Source organism: Kitasatospora sp. NPDC004615 (assembly GCF_042873545.1).
Lineage (GTDB): Bacteria > Actinomycetota > Actinomycetes > Streptomycetales > Streptomycetaceae > Kitasatospora.
In genome coordinates this window covers 270,856-287,766 of sequence record NZ_JBIALQ010000009.1, presented here as the reverse complement: position 1 = coordinate 287,766, position 16,911 = coordinate 270,856, and the positions used below count along the sequence as shown (strand labels likewise).

General features: G+C 71.3%; 12 protein-coding genes. 3 read left to right on the top strand and 9 right to left on the bottom strand.

The features are described from left to right. Window positions 1-50: 50 nt before the first annotated feature. From ACFYS8_RS29410 to ACFYS8_RS29375, 8 genes are all read right to left on the bottom strand, one after another. Window positions 51-644, bottom strand: coding sequence for a hypothetical protein (locus ACFYS8_RS29410; RefSeq protein WP_387646565.1), 594 nt, complete (start codon window positions 642-644; stop codon window positions 51-53). A 175-nt stretch (window positions 645-819) separates the two neighbouring features. Further along, window positions 820-1,902, bottom strand: a complete 1,083-nt coding sequence (locus tag ACFYS8_RS29405) for a MerR family transcriptional regulator (RefSeq protein WP_387646563.1) — start codon at window positions 1,900-1,902, stop codon at window positions 820-822. A gap of 136 nt (window positions 1,903-2,038) precedes the next feature. Continuing rightward, on the bottom strand, window positions 2,039-3,058 hold the full coding sequence (locus ACFYS8_RS29400; RefSeq protein WP_387646562.1) for an N-acetylglucosamine kinase: 1,020 nt from the start codon (window positions 3,056-3,058) through the stop codon (window positions 2,039-2,041). A 46-nt stretch (window positions 3,059-3,104) separates the two neighbouring features. Beyond that, window positions 3,105-4,385 carry a 6-phospho-beta-glucosidase gene (locus tag ACFYS8_RS29395; protein ID WP_387646681.1) on the bottom strand — a complete coding sequence of 427 codons (1,281 nt, stop codon included), beginning with the start codon at window positions 4,383-4,385 and terminating at the stop codon, window positions 3,105-3,107. Between the two features lie 8 nt (window positions 4,386-4,393). After that, complete coding sequence (locus ACFYS8_RS29390) at window positions 4,394-5,287, bottom strand: carbohydrate ABC transporter permease (RefSeq protein ID WP_387646561.1); 894 nt, start codon at window positions 5,285-5,287, stop codon at window positions 4,394-4,396. 6 nt (window positions 5,288-5,293) lie between these two features. Then, window positions 5,294-6,241 carry a carbohydrate ABC transporter permease gene (locus ACFYS8_RS29385; protein WP_387646558.1) on the bottom strand — a complete coding sequence of 316 codons (948 nt, stop codon included), beginning with the start codon at window positions 6,239-6,241 and terminating at the stop codon, window positions 5,294-5,296. Window positions 6,242-6,246: 5 nt separating this feature from the next. Continuing rightward, a complete protein-coding gene (locus tag ACFYS8_RS29380) occupies window positions 6,247-7,608 on the bottom strand; it encodes an extracellular solute-binding protein (RefSeq protein ID WP_387646556.1) in 1,362 nt (453 codons plus the stop codon). A 129-nt stretch (window positions 7,609-7,737) separates the two neighbouring features. Beyond that, on the bottom strand, window positions 7,738-8,928 hold the full coding sequence (locus ACFYS8_RS29375; protein ID WP_387646555.1) for an ROK family transcriptional regulator: 1,191 nt from the start codon (window positions 8,926-8,928) through the stop codon (window positions 7,738-7,740). A gap of 304 nt (window positions 8,929-9,232) precedes the next feature. On the opposite strand from ACFYS8_RS29375, the gene ACFYS8_RS29370 reads away from it, so the two are divergent. Further along, entirely contained in the window at window positions 9,233-11,863 is a 2,631-nt protein-coding gene (locus ACFYS8_RS29370) for an SdrD B-like domain-containing protein (RefSeq protein ID WP_387646552.1), read from the top strand. A gap of 224 nt (window positions 11,864-12,087) precedes the next feature. Then, complete coding sequence (locus tag ACFYS8_RS29365) at window positions 12,088-14,724, top strand: SdrD B-like domain-containing protein (protein ID WP_387646549.1); 2,637 nt, start codon at window positions 12,088-12,090, stop codon at window positions 14,722-14,724. A gap of 79 nt (window positions 14,725-14,803) precedes the next feature. Here the strand turns inward: ACFYS8_RS29365 and ACFYS8_RS29360 are convergent, their stop codons facing one another. Beyond that, window positions 14,804-15,871 (bottom strand): mechanosensitive ion channel family protein, encoded by a 1,068-nt coding sequence (locus ACFYS8_RS29360; RefSeq protein ID WP_387646546.1) that lies wholly within the window; start codon window positions 15,869-15,871, stop codon window positions 14,804-14,806. A gap of 308 nt (window positions 15,872-16,179) precedes the next feature. On the opposite strand from ACFYS8_RS29360, the gene ACFYS8_RS29355 reads away from it, so the two are divergent. Beyond that, the gene (locus tag ACFYS8_RS29355; protein WP_387646544.1) at window positions 16,180-16,791 is read left to right on the top strand and encodes an HNH endonuclease; all 612 of its coding nucleotides are present in this window, start codon (window positions 16,180-16,182) and stop codon (window positions 16,789-16,791) included. The last annotated feature ends 120 nt before the right edge of the window (window positions 16,792-16,911 follow it).

Sequence of the window (16,911 nt, the reverse complement as noted above, 5' to 3'; positions counted from 1 at the left end):
ATATACGCCGAGGCGCCCGTCCGGGTTCGGACGGGCGCCTCGGCGGTGTGTCAGGACTGGTACGGGTTGGCGCCCGGCTGGCCCGGCTGCGGGTAGGCCGGGGCCTGCGGCGGGTACGGCTGGGCCTGCTGCGGCGGGTACGGCTGGCCCTGCGGCGGGACGGCCGGGGCCTGCGGCGGGTACGGCTGGGCCTGCTGCGGGGGGTACGGCTGGCCCTGTGGCGGGACGGCCGGGCCGCCGCTGAACAGGGCGTTGACGAAGGTGTCCAGCTCGTTGCGCCAGTAGCGGCCGATGTTCAGGCGGGTCACCTTCGGCTCGCCCGGGAACTGGAACTTCAGCGAGCTCCACAGGGTGGCGCGGTTGACGTCGCTGATCGACGCGCGGGCCTGGTCGAGCGGGATGACGTGCACCAGTTCCTGCGGGCGGTTGCTCATCCGGGAGGCGCGGTGCACCGTGACGACCCGGTGGGTCACGGTCACGAAGTAGTACTTGATGAACAGCTGGCCGATCAGGCCGAGCTGGCTCATCAGCCACGGGCTCGGGCCCGAAATGGTGTGGAAGGTCACCACCGGACGGTCGTTCGGCTCGATCGCGGCGATCGCCGCGGCGACCTGCTCCTGCATGGTGGACTTACGGATCGCCATCTGGCATCGGCTCCCGGTCTCCGCGCGCACCCCCGTCGGACACGCTGTGAGTGCGCGACGCTAGCCGCCCCGCGAGGTGCCGTTCAACGGACAGAACGGGGCATCCCGCGCAGTTCGGCGAGATTTTCCCCAATCGAGATGCGATAGCGGAACCTGTCACCCCGGTGACGTACCGTCACCTGCGTGGAGCTCCCTCCTCGGGGTCGGCCACGACGTCCGCGACCGCGCAGGCGATGTTGTCCGGCCCGCCCGCCCGGTTGGCCAGCGCGACCAGCTGCTGCACCACCTGCTCGGGCACCGCGACGGTGCTCAGCACGGTGTGCAGGGCGTCGTCGGAGACCCAGCTGGACAGTCCGTCCGAGCACAGCAGGTAGCGGTCGCCCGCGCGGGCGGTGTGCAGCGACACGTCCGGGCGGTTGTCGCCCGAGCCGGTCAACGCCCGTACCAGCAGGGTGCGTTGGGGGTGCGAGGCGGCCTCCGCCAGGGTGAGGCGGCCGTCGTCGACCATCGACTGCACCAGGGTGTGGTCGTGGGTGATCTGGAACAGCTCGCCGCCGCGCAGCAGGTAGGCGCGCGAGTCGCCGATGTGCACCAGGGCGAGCTGCGGCTCCGACCACAGCATCGCCGTCAGGGTGGTTCCGGTGTCCGGGAGTTCGGACGCCGCCCCGACCCGGCCGTCGATCCGGGCGACGGCGTCCTCCAGGACGTTCAGCAACTCCCCGGCGGGGAGCTCCAGTTCCTTCAGCGCCTCGATCGCGGCGGCGCTGGCCGACCCGCCGCCGCCCTGCGGTCCCATGCCGTCGGCGACGGCGATCAGTCCGGCGCCGGCGTACGCGGCGTCGTCGTTGCGTTCGCGCACCAGGCCCGCGTCCGTTCGGGCGGCGTAGCGGATCCGGAGGGTACTCGTCGTCGTGTCCATCGTGGTGGCCTTCCCTGAGAGGTGGTCGACGAGGAGGGCGGCGAGCTCCCGGCGGGCCTCGGTCTCGGCCCGCACCGACTCCCAGTACCGGGCGACCTCCTCGGCCGCCCGGGCGGGCTCCAGTGCCAGCACCAGCCGGATCCGGGCCAGCGGCATGCCGAGCCTGCGCAGCCACAGCACCAGCCTGGCCTGTTCCAACTGGCCCGGCGCGTACCGGCGGTAGCCCGTGAACGGGTCCACCTCGGCGGGCCGCAGCAGGCCCAGTTCGTCGTACAGGCGCAGTGCCTTCGGCGACAGCCGGGCCGTCCGGGCGAACGCCCCGATGGTCAGCAGCTCCATCCCCGCCTCCTCGTACCGGACCGGTGTCCGGCACCACCGATGCTGGACCTTCCCCGAAGGTGAAGGTCAAGGCCCGAAAGCACGCCGCCGCCGGGCGACCTGCTCCCGGCGGCGGCGTCCGTGCGGTGGCGGGCCGTCAGGCCGCGACCGGGTGGGTGGTGGGGTAGGCGTCGCGCAGGCGGCGGTGGGCGGCGGGGTCGGCGTCGAGGTGGTCGAGGCCGAGCAGGGCGGCGCCGAGGACCGGCGGGGCGACCACGATGCGCGGTTCGGCGAGCGGGGCGGCGGCGGCCAGGCGGGCCGTCAGGTTGTCGATCAGCAGCGGGTGCCGGGAGGCGAGCACGCCGCCGCCGAGGACCACCGGGACCGGCCGGTCGAGCAGGTCGAGGCGGGTGAGCGCGATGGTCGCGAACCGGACGATCTCGTCGGCCTGCCGGTCGACCAGCGACAGTGCGATCGTGTCGCCGGCCTCGGCGGCCGCGAACAGCACCTGGGAGACCTCGTGCAGCCGGGGCAGCGCGAGCTGCCCGAGGTGGATGGCCTCGGCGACCGCGTTGGCCCCGGCCAGGCCGAAGTGCGCGCCGATCATGGGGGAGAGCAGGGTGGGCCCGCCCCGGCCGTCCTCGGCGCGGGCGGCGTGCCACATCGCGGCGTCGGCGAGTCCGCCGCCGCCGCCCCAGTCGCCGGTGAGCTTGCCGAGCGCGGGCCAGCGGGCGGTGCGCCCGTCCGGCCGCAGGCCGACGCAGTTGATGCCGGCGCCGCACACCACGGCCACCCCGAGCGGCCCGTCGGTGCCGGCCCGCAGCAGGCCGAAGGTGTCGTTGGCGACGTGCACGGACGGCGCCCAGCCGTGCGCGGTGATCGCCTCGTGCAGCCGCTGCTCCTCGACCGGCAGGTCGGCGTTGGCCAGGCAGGCGCTGACGTGGCTGGTCAGCGGCTGCCCGCCGGGCCGCAGCGGGATGCCGGCCTGCCGGGCGACGTCGTCGACCAGCGGGGCGAGGGCGGCGACCGCGGCCTCGAAGCCGGTGTTCTGCGGCTGGAAGCCGCCGCCGCGGGCGGTGCCGAGGACCCGTCCGTCGGCGCCGACCAGGGCGAGGTCGGTCTTGCTGTTGCCGGCGTCTATCGCGAGGACGCCGGGCAGGTGTGCGACGGGGCTCATCGGCCGCTCTCTTCGTGGTGGTGCCTGATCGTTCCCATGCCGCCGGTCACGCCCAGCTCAGGTGGTCGCGGTTGTGCGCGAGCAGCCGGTCGGTGAGCTGGTCGGCGAGCTCGAGCTGGCCGATCAGCGGGTGGGCGAGCAGCGCGTCGAAGACCCGGTCGCGGCCGCCGTGCAGGGCCGCGTCCAGTGCCAGGTGCTCGTACGCGGTGACGTTGGCGATCAGGCCGGCGTACAGCGGCTCGACGGGGCGCTGCGGCAGCGGGCGGACGCCGGTGGCGTCGACCTCGGCGGGGACCTCGATCACCGCGTCGTCGGGCAGGAACGGCAGCACGCCGTCGTTGCGAGTGTTGACCACCTGCACGGTGGTGCGGCCGTCGGTGCCGAGCAGCGAGGCGATCAGCTGGACGGCGGCCTCCGAGTAGAACGCGCCGCCGCGCTTGCCGAGCAGTTCGGGCTTGGTGTCGAGGGTCGGGTCGGCGTACATCTCCAGCAGCTGCCGCTCGATGGCGGCGACCTCGGCGGCCCGCGAGCCCTTGACCTTGAGCTCCTCCACCACCTGGTCGTGCTGGTAGAAGTACCGCAGGTAGTAGGAGGGGACGACGCCGAGCCGTTCGATCACCGGCTGCGGCAGGTGCAGGTCGGCGGCGATGGCCGCGCCGTGCTCGGCGAGCAGCTGCGGCAGCACCTCGCGGCCGCCGGCGGCGTTCGGGGCGTCGAGCAGGGTGACGCCGCGCTCCCAGGTGAGGTGGTTGAGGCCGACGTGGTCGAGGCGGATCAGCTCCGGGTCGACGCCGAGGTGGGCGGCGAACTTGCGCTGGAAGCCGATCGCGACGTTGCACAGGCCGACGGCCTTGTGCCCGGCGGTCTGCAGGGCGCGGGTGACGATGCCGACCGGGTTGGTGAAGTCGACGATCCAGGCGTCCGGGTTGGTGCGGCGGACCTGCTCGGCGATGTCCAGCACCACGGGGACGGTGCGCAGCGCCTTGGCGAGGCCGCCCGCGCCGGTGGTCTCCTGGCCGACGCAGCCGCACTCCAGCGGCCAGGTCTCGTCCTGGTTGCGTGCCGCCTGCCCGCCGACCCGCAGCTGGAGCAGCACCGCGTCGGCGCCCTGCACGCCGGCGGTGATGTCGGTGGCGGTGGTGACGACGGCGTCGTGGCCCTGCTTGGCGAATATCCGGCGGGCGAGCCCGGCGATCAGCTCCAGGCGGTCCACGGCCGGGTCGATCAGCACGAGTTCGCCGATCGGCAGGGTGTCGCGCAGCCGCGCGAACCCGTCGATCAGCTCCGGCGTGTAGGTGGAACCTCCGCCGACGATTGCCAACTTCAGTGCGGACATCAGCCCTTGACCCCTGTCAGTGTGACGCCTTCGATGAAGGCGCGTTGCGCGAAGAAGAACAGAACGATCACCGGTGCCAGCACCAGCAGCGTGGCCGCCATGGTGAGGTTCCAGTTGGTGTGGTGGGCGCCCTTGAAGGACTCCAGGCCGTAACTCAGCGTCCAGGCGCCGGGGTTGTCGCTGGCGTAGATCTGCGGGCCGAAGTAGTCGTTCCAGCAGTAGAAGAACTGGAACAGCGCGACGGCGGCGACGGCGGGCTTCGCCATCGGCAGCACCACCCGCAGCAGGGTGCGCAGTTCGCCGCAGCCGTCGATCCGGGCGGCCTCCAGGTACTCCCGGGGAATCGTCAGCAGGAACTGGCGCAGCAGGAAGATGGAGAACGCGTCACCGAACGCCATCGGGACGATCAGCGGCCACAGCGAGCCGGTCAGGTGCAGCTGCTTCGCCCAGAACAGGTACATCGGGATGATCGTGACCTGCGGCGGCAGCATCATCATCGACACCACCGCCATCAGCGCCAGATTGCGGCCCCGGAAGCGGAACTTGGCGAGCGCGTACGCCACCGGCAGGCTGGAGGCGACGGTCAGCGCGGTGCCGGCCGCCGCGTACAGCAGGGTGTTGCGCCACCAGGTGAGGAAGCCGGGGGTGTTCCAGACCTTCTCGAAGTTCGACCACTGCCAGCGGGTGGGCCACAGGTCGGAGGTGAGCGCCTGGTGGTCCGTCATCACCGAGGTGAGGAAGACGAACACGAACGGCAGCAGGAAGAACAGCGCGGCGGCGATCGCCAGCGCGTGCACGGCCACCCAGTGGAGGGCGGCCCGGCGGCGGGCGGTGCGGCCGGCGGTGGAGACCGGGGCGGCGGCCTCGCGCGGCAGGACGGGGGCGAGTGTCATCGGGGATCAGTCCTCCGCCAGGAATCCGGACCTGCGGCGCAGCAGGAGCGAGGTGAACGCCATCGACAGGGCGAACAGGATCACCGCGACCACGCAGGCCGAGCCGTAGTCGGAGCGCTGGAAGGCGAGGTTGTAGACCATCTGCGGCAGCGTCCAGGTCGAACCGGACGGGTACCCGGGCTCGAACTGCTGCCCGGAGCCGCCGATCACACCGGAGGCGACCTTTCCCGCGACGATCGCCTGCGTGTAGTACTGCATGGTCTGGATCACCCCGGTGACCACCGCGAACATCACGATCGGCGAGATGTTCGGCAGCGTGACGTACCGGAACCGCTGGAAGGCGCTCGCGCCGTCGAGTTCGGCCGCCTCGTACTGCTCCCTGGGAACGTCGAGCAGCGCCGCCATGAAGATCACCATCAGGTCGCCGATGCCCCACATGGCCAGCAGGGTCAGCGCCGGCTTCGACCAGGCCGGGTCGTTGAACCAGCCCGGCTGCGGCAGGCCCAGCTCGCCCAGCAGGTGGTTGACCGGGCCGGTGCCCGGGTTCAGCAGGAACGCGAACGCCATGGTGGCGGCCACCGGCGGCGCCAGGTAGGGCAGGTAGAAGGCGGTGCGGAAGAACCCGGCGCCGGACTTCACCTTGGTGATCAGCATCCCGATGCCGAGGCCGAACACCACCCGCAGGCTCACCATCACGGTGACCAGCCACAGGGTGTTGCCCAGGCCCTTCCAGAACGACGGGTACTTGGTGAACACGTACTCCCAGTTCCGCAGGCCGGAGAAGGTCGGCGCGAGGAACCCGTCGTAGTGCGTGAACGAGAAGTAGACCGTCGAGACCAGTGGGTACAGGAAGAAGACGCCGAACCCGATCAGCCACGGGGACAGGAACGCCAGCGTCCTGGCCCGCTCCCGCCGGCGCTTGGCCCGCAGCGCCGGCGGGACGGGGGTGCTCACGACCGTCACCTCTTCGCCTGGTCGACGGCGTCGTCGATCTCCTTGGCGGTGGCCGTGAGCCCGGCCCTCAGGTCGGTGATCTTGCCGGACTCGACCTCGTAGCTGAGGTTCTGCAGCGAGATCTGGTAGGCGCCGCCGTTGACGCTGGCGGGGGTGGTCGAGGAGTTCGGGTTGCGCGCGATGTCCAGGAAGGTCCTGACGTTCGCGTCGGCCTCCAGCTTCGGCGAGTCCAGCGCGGCCAGGGTGCTCGGCACGTTGTGGATCGCGTTGGCGAAGGACACCACCGCGTCGGTGTCGGTGGTCAGGTACTTGACGAACTCCCAGGCCGCGGTGCGCTTCTTCGAACCGTTGGCGACACCGATGATGGTGCCGGTCTGGTAGCCGCGCCCGTAGGTGGAGGCCAGCTCGTCCGGCACCGGGAACGGCGCGGTCGCCCACTCGAAGGACGGCTTGTCGTCGGCCAGCGCGGCGGCCCGCCACTCGCCGTCCAGGCTCATCGCGACCTGCCCGGTGCTGAACGGATTCTTCGCGCTGTACTCGTCGCCGAAGCTCGTCCGGTACTTCTCCAGCTTCTCGAACCCGCCGAGCCGGTCGACGAGTTGCTTCTGCCAGGTCAGCTCGGCCGCCACCGTCGGGTCGGTCGCGACGTTGGACTTGCCGTCCGGGCCGAAGTAGCTGGAGCCGAACTGGCCGAGGTAGTGCGCGATTGGCGTCTCGTAGCCGTGGTAGTTCGGCATGAAGCCGAGCTGCTGGAACGAGTCGCCGCCGGGGATCGTCAACTTCGCGGCGTCCTCGGCGAATTCGCTGAACGTCTTCGGCGGGCCGCTGATCCCGGCCTTCGCGAACGCGGTCTTGTTCCAGTACAGGCCGTAGGCGTCGCCGAGCAGCGGCAGGGTGCACTGATTTCCCTGGTACTGGCTGTACTTGAGCATCGCCGACGGGAAGGTCTTCGCCGGGTCGATGCCGTCCTTCGCCAGCATCGGCCCGAGGTCCGCGAACACGTGCGAGGAACAGAACTTGCCGACGTTGTCGGTGCTGAACGAGGACACCACGTCCGGCGCGTCCGGGCCGCCGGCCCGCAGCGCCTGCTCGCTCTTCTCGTCGGCGATGTCACCCCGCACCTTGACGTGGATGTTCGGGTGCAGCTTCTCGAAGGCGGCGACGTTGTCGTTGATCGCCTTCACCTCGTTGTCCTGGTTCCAGCCGTGCCAGAAGGTGATCGTCACGTCCTGCCCGGACGCCGAACCGTCCTCCGCGCCACCGGAGTCGGTGCCGGTGCAGGCGGAGGCCAGAACGGCCGTGCAGAGCGCGGCGGCGAGCGCGGCCAGCGGGCGGCGGGCGCGTGGGGAGCTGCGGGTGGTGTCCACGGGATTGCACTCCTGACGAGGGGTACGGGCGGCGGACCGGGCGGCCGGCACCCGTGCGGGGGTAGGGGAGCGGAACGTGCGGATCGGACGTGCGGGGCGGACGTTCTCGTGCTGCTCGTACCGGTGGTCTCAGCGGGTGCTGAACAGGGCGTCCCGGGTGGTCGCCAGCGCGCGCTGCAGCGCACCGGCCAGGACGGGCGACCCGGGGAGGGCGGACAGCCGGACCTCCGGCCGGGGGATCGACATCCGGCCCAGCGCCTGCTGGACCAGCTCGCGCAGGCGCTCACCGCCGGCGGTCGGCGTCCCCCCGGAGAGCACCACCAGCTCCGGATCGACCACCGAGGCGATCACCGCCAGCCCGACCGCCAACCGCTCGGCCAGCTCCGCCAGGAACGCCTCGCCCTCCGGGGCGTCCAGGGCCGCGGCCACCGCCTGCGCCGCGTCGGCGTCGCGCAGCCCGTGGACCCGGGCCAGCGCCAGCACCGCGGGCTCGCCGGCCAGGTCCTGGAACCCGCCGGAGTGCTTCCGGCGGGCGCTCAACGACACCGGCGCGCCGGGCACCGGCATGTAGCCGACCTCGCCCGCGCCGCCGGTGAACCCGCGGTGCAGCCGGCCCGCCAGCACGATCGCCGCGCCGATGCCCTCCTCGGCCCACAGCAGCACGAAGTCCTCGCACCCGGCCGCCGCGCCCACGGACTGCTCGGCCACCGCGGCCAGGTTCACGTCGTTCTCGATCGACACCGGCGCGCCGATCGCCGTCGCCAACTCCTCCAGCAGGCGCGGAGAGTGCCAGCCCGGCAGGTGCGAGGCGTACCGCAGCTTGCCGGTCACCGGGTCCGGCGCGCCGCCGATCCCTATCACCACCTCGCGCAGCGAACCCGGCGGGAGCTGCGCGCGGCGCACCGTCTCGGCGACCGCCTCCGCGACCCGCTCCACCGTCTTCGCCGCCGGCCAGCCCTTGCACGGCACCTGATGCTCCGCCAGCGTCACCCCGGTGATGTCGGCCACCGCGACCCGCACCGTCGTGCTGGTCACGTCCAGCCCCGCGACGTACCCCGCCGCCGGATTCACCTGGTACAGCTGGGCGTTGGGCCCCGGCCCGCCCGCGGTCGTCCCCACCGGCACCACCAGGCCGGCGGCCTCCAGCCGGGCCAGCAGCTGGGACGCGGTCGGCTTCGACAGGCCGGTCAGGCTGCCGATCTGGGTGCGGGACAATGGGCCGTTGGCGAGCAGCAGTTCCAGCGCGGCGCGGTCGTTTATGGCCCGGAGCAGGCTGGGCGTGCCGGCCAGCGGGGAACGGGAACTCTTCTGGGTGGTCACGGGCCCGATCATCCTCCATCCGGTGACGCCGACGCGGCCAACTGTTAGGAAAGTTTCCAATCGCCGGGGCGCGGTTGTCAACGGTCGGATGCGCGTTCGTTGCCGGAGTTTCGGCAGGGGCGGGTGGGGTGAGCCCGGACTCCTTGAACTGACGGACCGTCAGTCACCTTGTCAACAAAGCTCGTTACCCCTTTGTGGGGAAAGCGGAGGGCACTGTTCCGAAGCCCGACCCGGACACGCTAACCTCCGTTGAATCGTGTGCCCGCTCCGGGGGAGCGGGCGCCGACAAGAGGAGGGGAGGAACGTGCAACTCAAGAGAAGCGGCTACCGGCGCTCCGCCGCACTGGCGGCATTACTCGCCGCCGGAATCGCCACCGGCCCCGCGGTCTCCGCGCCCGCCGCCACCGCGGACGGTTCGGTGACGGTGCGGGTGATCCGCGCGGTGGACGAGAGCGGGACGTGGTCGGGCGCGGCCATGGAGCCCGGCATGGCCGGCGTGACGGTGACGCTGACCGGCGAGGACGGCAGGGTCAGTGCCGCCGTCACCGCCGCCGACGGCACGGTGACGCTGAAGCCGAGCAAGTCGACCACCAGCGGTAAGTACCGCGTGGACGTGGTCAATCCGAAGCCGGGCGTGCTGTACCCGGCGTTCGCCTCCCACGAGGGTCTCGCGGGCGGGCCGGACAAGCTGAGCAGCAACACCGAGTTCGTCGACCTGTCGGCGGGCAAGACGGCCACCGTCACCACCGGCCTGTGGAACCCGTCCGACTACTGCCAGCAGAACGCCCCGCTGGCCACCGCCTGCCAGCCCGCGCTCACCGAACCGGCGAGCAAGCGCACCCTGCTGAGCTTCCCGTACCGGTCCCGGGGCGTGAACCAGGACGTCACCAACATCAGCACCTCGGGTGACACCGGCAACGTCTTCGGCATCGCCTGGAACCGGGACGACAGGCGGCTGTTCAGCTCCGCCCAGGCCAAGCGCGACGCGCCCTACGGCCCCGGCGGTGAGGGCGCGATCTACGTCACCGACCCGGCGGCGAAGACCACTTCGCTGTTCGCCACCGTCCCGGACGCGGGCAACACCCCGCACACCGCCGACGGCGACGTCGCCTACCTGACCGCGGCCGGCAAGGAGAGCCTCGGCGGGCTGAAGCTCACCGAGGACAACCGCGACCTGTACGTGGTCAACCTAAACAACCGCAAGCTGTACCGCTACGACGCCACGGCGGCCACCGCGTCCGCGCCGAAGGCCGTGTACCCGATTCCGGTCGCCGACTGCCCGTCGGCGGACGACTGGCGGCCGTTCGGCCTCGGCATGCAGGACGGTGTCGGGTACGTCGGCGGTGTCTGCTCCGGCCAGTCCACCCAGAAGCTCGCCGACGTGCGGGCGATCGTGCTGCCGTTCGACCCGGCCACCGGCAAGTTCGGTGCGGCCGTGCTGAACCAGCCGATGGATCACCGCGGCACGCCCGCGAGCGTCTGCTCCGGCTACTACTGGTACCCGTGGCGGGACACCAAGCCGACGGACGGCACCTGCTACACCTACGGGCAGCCCGAGCTCGGCGAGATCGGCTTCGAGACCGACGGCTCCATGCTGCTCTCGTTCCGCGACCGCTACTCCGACCAGTCCAGCGCGGTCTTCGGCGCCGAGTACATGCTGACGGTCGCCTCCGGTGACCTCAACAAGGCGTGCAAGTCCGGCGACACCTACGTGATGGACGTCAACCTCGGCTGCGGGATCACCACCCGCGGCAAGGGCTTCTACGACACCCGGCGCATCGGCGACGTGCACGCCTACGCCACCTATGCGGGCATGGCGCTGTCCAAGGTGGAGAACTCCATCGCCACCTCCGGCTACGACGTGATGGACCACGCGTGGTCGGCCGGCACCATGTTCACCCTCCGCAACGGAGCCCAGGACCCCGGGCAGGGCCAGGAACTCACCGACGGCACCTCGAAGTTCGGCAAGGCCGCGGCCATGGCCGACCTCGAAGTGCTCTGCGACAAGGCGCCGCTCCAGATCGGCAACCGGGTCTGGTACGACCCCGAGCGCTCCGGCCTCCAACTGCCGCAGCAGAAGCCGGTTCCGGGAGCCACCGTCAACCTGTACGACGCGGACGGCAAGAAGGTCGGCACCACCAAGACCACGCCGCACGGTGAGTACTACTTCGACAACACCAACGTCGCGGGCGGCCTGAAGCCCAAGACCGCGTACACGATCCGCCTGGACAACCCGGCGGACTACGCCAAGGGCGGCCCGCTGTACCACTGGGTCCCGACCAAGGACAACGTCGGCGACAACCGCCTGATCGACTCCGACGGCACCGTCCCCAAGGGCGGCACGTACGTCGAGCGGAAGCTCACCACCAACGGCCCCGGCCAGAACGACCACAGCTTCGACTTCGGCTTCATGCAGCAGCAGGGCGAGTTGCGCCTGGTCAAGAACGACCAGGACGGCAAGCCGCTGCCGGGTGCCGTGTTCCAGCTGTGGCGCGAGACCAACGACACCGAAGGCCTCCAGGCCGACAGTGACAAGCCGGACACCAAGGTCGGAGACCCGTGCACCACCGGCGACGACGGCACCTGCCACACCGTCTCCGACAAGGGCACGTACTACTGGCAGGAGGTCACCCCGCCCAAGGGCTACCAGACCCCCGAACAGCCCGTCCTCGGCCCGGTCGTCCTCGACGACGACCACCTCGAAGCCGGCGTCACCACCACCGCCGTCAACCACCTGATCCCCCCGCCGCCCACCACCCCGGCCCCCACCCCGACCCCGACGCCCACCCCGGTGCCGTCGTCGCAGCCCTCGGGCGGCCTGGCCTTCACCGGCATGAACGACACCGTCCTGACGTACACCCTGGTCGGCGGAGCGATCCTGCTCGTCGCCGGCGCGGGTCTGCTGATCGCGGTTCGCAAGCGCCGCACCCACTGACGCCCCGGCGGCAGTGAGGCGGGCCCCGGGACACTCTCCCGGGGCCCTTTCCGGTCCGAGCGAGGAACAGCCTGAGTCCTCGTCAAGCCGGCGGCCACAACCGCCTGTTGTTCTGTGGCGGCGGAAGTGGAGGGCCAAGTTCCGAAGTTCGCGCTGGACCGCTAACCTCCGACACATCGACGTCCGCTCCGGGGGGAGCGGGCGCCGCGACAGGAGGGGAGAAGGTGCAAATCAAGAGAAGCGGTTATCGGCGTCCTGCCGCGCTGGCCGCTCTGCTGGCGGCCGGGATAGCCACGGGCCCGGCGGTCTCCGCGCCCGCCGCGACTGCGGATGGCTCGGTGACGGTGCGGGTGGTCCGCGCCGTTGACGAGAGCGGGACGTACAGCCCGGCGCTGGAGCCCGGCATGGCCGGGGTGACGGTGACGTTGACCGGCGAGGACGGCGCGGTGCGGACGGCGGTGACGGCCGCCGACGGCACGGTGACGCTGAAGCCCACCAAGGCCACCACCAGCGGCAAGTACCGCGTGGACGTGGTCAATCCGAAGCCCGGTGTGTTGTACCCGGCGTTCGCTGCGCGTGAAGGACTGACCGCTCCGGACAAGCTGAGCAGCAACATCGAGTTCGTCGATCTGTCGGCGGGCAAGCAGGCCACGCTGACGACCGGCCTGTGGAACCCGTCCGACTACTGCCAGCAGAACGCCCCGCTGGCGACGGCCTGCCAGCCCGCGATCATCGACCCGGCGGGCAAGCGGACCCTGCTGAGCTACCCGTACCGGTCCCGGGGCATCAACAAGGACGTCACCGACCTCAGCACCGCCACCGACACCGGCAACGTGTTCGGTATCGCCTGGGACCGGGACGGCCGGCGCCTGTTCAGCTCGGCCCAGGCCAAGCGCGACACCCGCTACGGCCCCGGCGGCCCGGGCGCGATCTACGTCACCGACCCGGCGACGAAGACCACCAAGCTGTTCACCACCGTCCCGGACGCCGGCAGCAGCGCACACGGCGGCGACCTCGACCCGGCGTTCATGGCGGCGCCCGGCAAGGAGAGCCTGGGCGGGCTGAAGCTCACCGAGGACGGCCACGACCTGTACGTGGTCAACCTCAACAACCGCAAGCTGTACCGCTACGACGCGACCACGGCCACGGCCGAGAAGCCCAAGGCGGTCTACAGCATCCCGACCCCCGCCGACTGCCCGTCGGCGGACGACTGGCGGCCGTTCGGCCTCGGCATGCAGGACGGTGTCGGGTACCTCGGCGGTGTCTGCTCGGGCCAGTCCACCCAGAAGCTCGGCGACCTGCGGGCGATCGTGCTGCCGTTCGACCCGGCCACCGGGAAGTTCGGCGCCGCCGTCCTCAACCAGCCGCTCGACCACCGGGGTACTCCGGCGAGGATCTGCTCCGGCTACTACTGGTACCCGTGGACGGACGCCAGGCCGACCAGCGGAACCTGCAACTTCTACGGGCAGCCCGAGCTCGGCGAGATCGGCTTCGAGACCGACGGCTCCATGCTGCTGTCCTTCCGCGACCGCTATCCCGACCAGGCCAACTTCTACCCGAGTGCCGACAACCCGGCCCCGCCGGGCGGCGTGAGGGCGCTCGCGTCGGGTGATCTGAACAAGGCGTGCAAGTCCGGTGAAAGCTACGTGCTGGACGTCAACCTCGGCTGCGGGATGACCACCCGGGGCAAGGGTTTCTACGACGTAAGCCGGCTCAACAACTCGCACACCTATGCCACGTACGCGGGCATGGCGCTCTCCAAGGTCGAGAACTCCATCGCCAGCTCCGGCTACGACGTGCTCGAACACATCGTCACCGCCGGCACCATGTTCACCCTGCGCACCGGCGAGAAGGACCCGGGCATGGGCCAGGAACTCTCCGACGGCCGCTCCAGCTTCGGCAAGGGCGCGGCCATGGCGGACCTGGAGGTGCTCTGCGACCGGGCGCCGCTCCAGATCGGCAACCGGGTCTGGTACGACCCGGAGCGCTCCGGCCTCCAACTGCCGCAGCAGAAGCCGGTTCCGGGCGCGACCGTCAACCTGTACGACGCGGACGGCAAGAAGGTCGGCACCACCAAGACCAGTCCGCGCGGCGAGTACTACTTCGACAACACCGACGTCACCGGCGGCCTCAAGCCCAACACCGCCTACACGATCCGCCTCGACAACCCCGCCGACTACGCGAAGGGCGGCCCGCTGTACCACTGGGTGCCGACCAAGGCGAACGTCGGTGACAGCCGCCTGATCGACTCCGACGGGACGATTCCCAAGGGCGGTACCTACGTCGAGCGGGCGCTGAAGACCGGTGGCCCCGGTCAGAACGACCACAGCTTCGACTTCGGCTTCATGCAGCAGCAGGGCGCGCTGCGCCTGGTCAAGCACGACCAGGACGGCAAGCCGCTGCCCGGCGCCGTGTTCCAGCTGTGGCGGGAGTCGAACGACACCGAGGGCTTGCAGCAGGACGCCGACACCAAGGTCGGCGACCCGTGCACCACCGGCGACGACGGCACCTGCACCGCCAACGCCGACAAGGGCACGTACTACTGGCAGGAGGTCACCCCGCCCAAGGGCTACCAGACCCCTGAGCAGCCCGTCCTCGGCCCGGTCGTCCTCGACGACGACCACCTCGACGCCGGCATCACCACCACCGCCGTCAACCAGCTGATCCCCCCGCCCCCCACCACCCCGGCTCCCACCCCGAAGCCGGAACAGCCGTCGCAGAACGGCTCGCAGCCGTCGGGCGGCAGCCTGGCCTACACCGGCACGAACGACACCGTCCTGACGTACGCCCTGACCGGCGGTACGGCGCTGTTGGCGCTGGGCACCGCCGTCCTGATCGCCGTCCGCAGGCGCCGCGCCTGACGCCCCGCGACAGCAGACGGCCGGGGCCCGGAGAGTGCGAACTCCCCGGGCCCCGGCCGTCGTTGTACGGCAGAAGCGCCTACGCCAGGGGCGGTATCGGCTTGGCCGCCAGCGACCGCGCCGAGCTGGGGTCGGCCAGCGCGGACGGCGGCAGGATCTCGGGGGCGGGGGCCTGGGCGGGGACGGCGGCCGCCGCCTCCTCCTTGAGCTTGACGCCGGCCAGGTCGAACGCGGCCTTGATGCGCAGCCGCAGCGCGCGGGAGACCTGCGCGGACTTGCCGGGCGTGCAGCGGGCCTCGATCCGCAGCTCGACCGAGTCGACGGCGACCGATTCGATGCCGAGGACCTTGACCCGGCCCCAGATCAGCTCGTCGTAGGGGGATTCCTTGGAGAGCTGCTCGGCGGCCTCGGTGACCAGCAGTTCGACCCGCTCCAGGTCCTCCTTGTAGCCGACCTGGACGTCCACCGACGCGGTGCCCCAGCCCTGGCTCATGTTGGCGATCCGCTTGACCTCGCCGTTGCGGATGTACCAGATCTCCCCGGCGGAGCCGCGCAGCTTGGTGACCCGCAGGCCGACCTCCAGCACGGTGCCGGTGGCGACGCCGGTGTCGATCTCGTCGCCGACGCCGTACTGGTCCTCCATGATCATGAAGACGCCGGAGAGGAAGTCGGTGACCAGGTTGCGCGCGCCGAAACCGATCGCCACACCCGCCACACCGGCGGAGGCCAGCAGCGGCGCGAGGTCCACGCCGAGCACCGACAGGGCCATCAGCGAGGCGGTGCCGAGGATGCTGAAGGACGACACCGAGCGCAGCACCGAGCCGATCGCCTCGGAACGCTGCTGGCGGCGCTCGGTGTTGACGACGCCGCTGTTGGCCAGCAGCCCGCCGATCACGCCGTGGTCGTTGTCCGCCTCGGCGGGGCGGCCCATCCGGGCGACCAGCTTGTCGATGACCTTGCGGACCACCGCCCGCAGTACCAGCGCGAGCAGCAGGATGAAAACGATCCGCAGCCCGTCGATCAGCCAGCCCTGCCAGTTGTCGTCGAGCCAGCTGGCGGCCTGCCGGGTGGAGTCGGTCACATCGGCGGCACTGGTGGGCAGGTTGAACGTCGGTGTCGTGGGGTCGGGGGAAGAGTCGGCGAGCATCGCCCCACTCTAGGGCCTGCCGTGCGGGCCCCCACGCCCCCGTTCACCCGCCCGGACGGCCCGTCAGACCGGTTCCGGCCACCGTCCGCGCCGCCCCGGCCACGGTGGGTGCAGGTGGGCCCCGAGCTGGGCATACCGCCTATGGGCGGCAGTGCGGGGTCCACCCGGGCGTGCGGCCCGTTCACAGAGAAATGGTGGCGTCGTACGAGGGCGTAAGGCGACACTGAGGGAGATCGCGTCCCGCAGGGGTCACGATCGCCCGCTCGACTCGGCGCGAGCCACGCGCCGCAGGCGTCCAAGGAGGCCCCGTGCCGCATGTCCTTGTCCTCAACGCGTCGTACGAGCCACTCGGTGTCGTCTCGATGCGACGCGCACTCATCCTGGTCCTCAACCACAAGGCGATCGCCCTGGAGGACGCGGGAACCACTCTGCACAGCGCCACCAGCGCCGTTCCGGCGCCGTCCGTCGTCAAGCTGACCCGTTTCGTGCGGGTTCCCTACCGAGGCCCCGTGCCGCTCACCCGGCGCGCGCTGTTCGCCCGCGACCACGGGCGGTGCGTGTACTGCGGGGCTGCCGCCACCAGTGTCGACCACGTGATCCCGCGCAGCCGGGGCGGTCAGCACCGGTGGGACAACGTGGTGGCGGCCTGCCGCCGCTGCAACCACACCAAGGCCGACCGGCACCTCGCCGACCTCGGCTGGCGGATGAAGCGCCCCCCGGCCGCGCCCAGCGGCCTGGCCTGGCGGGTCATCGGCACCGGGATCAAGGATCCGCGCTGGCGGCCCTACCTGGAGCCGTACGGCGGCCTCGACCAGTTCCGGGACTTCGAGCACCACGACCATCCGGAGCTGGCCGTTCCGTCCCCGGTCCGCACCCGTCCCGTCCGACGCGGCGAGCAGCACGCTCCGCTCTCCGCCTGACCAGACAAGGGCCTGCCCGACACGACATTCGGTACGCCTCATGGGCCGCCGGCGCACCCCGCAGCGGGAGCGTCGGCGGCCCACCGTGTATTCGGCCGGCCGGTGACCACGGCCTGTCCG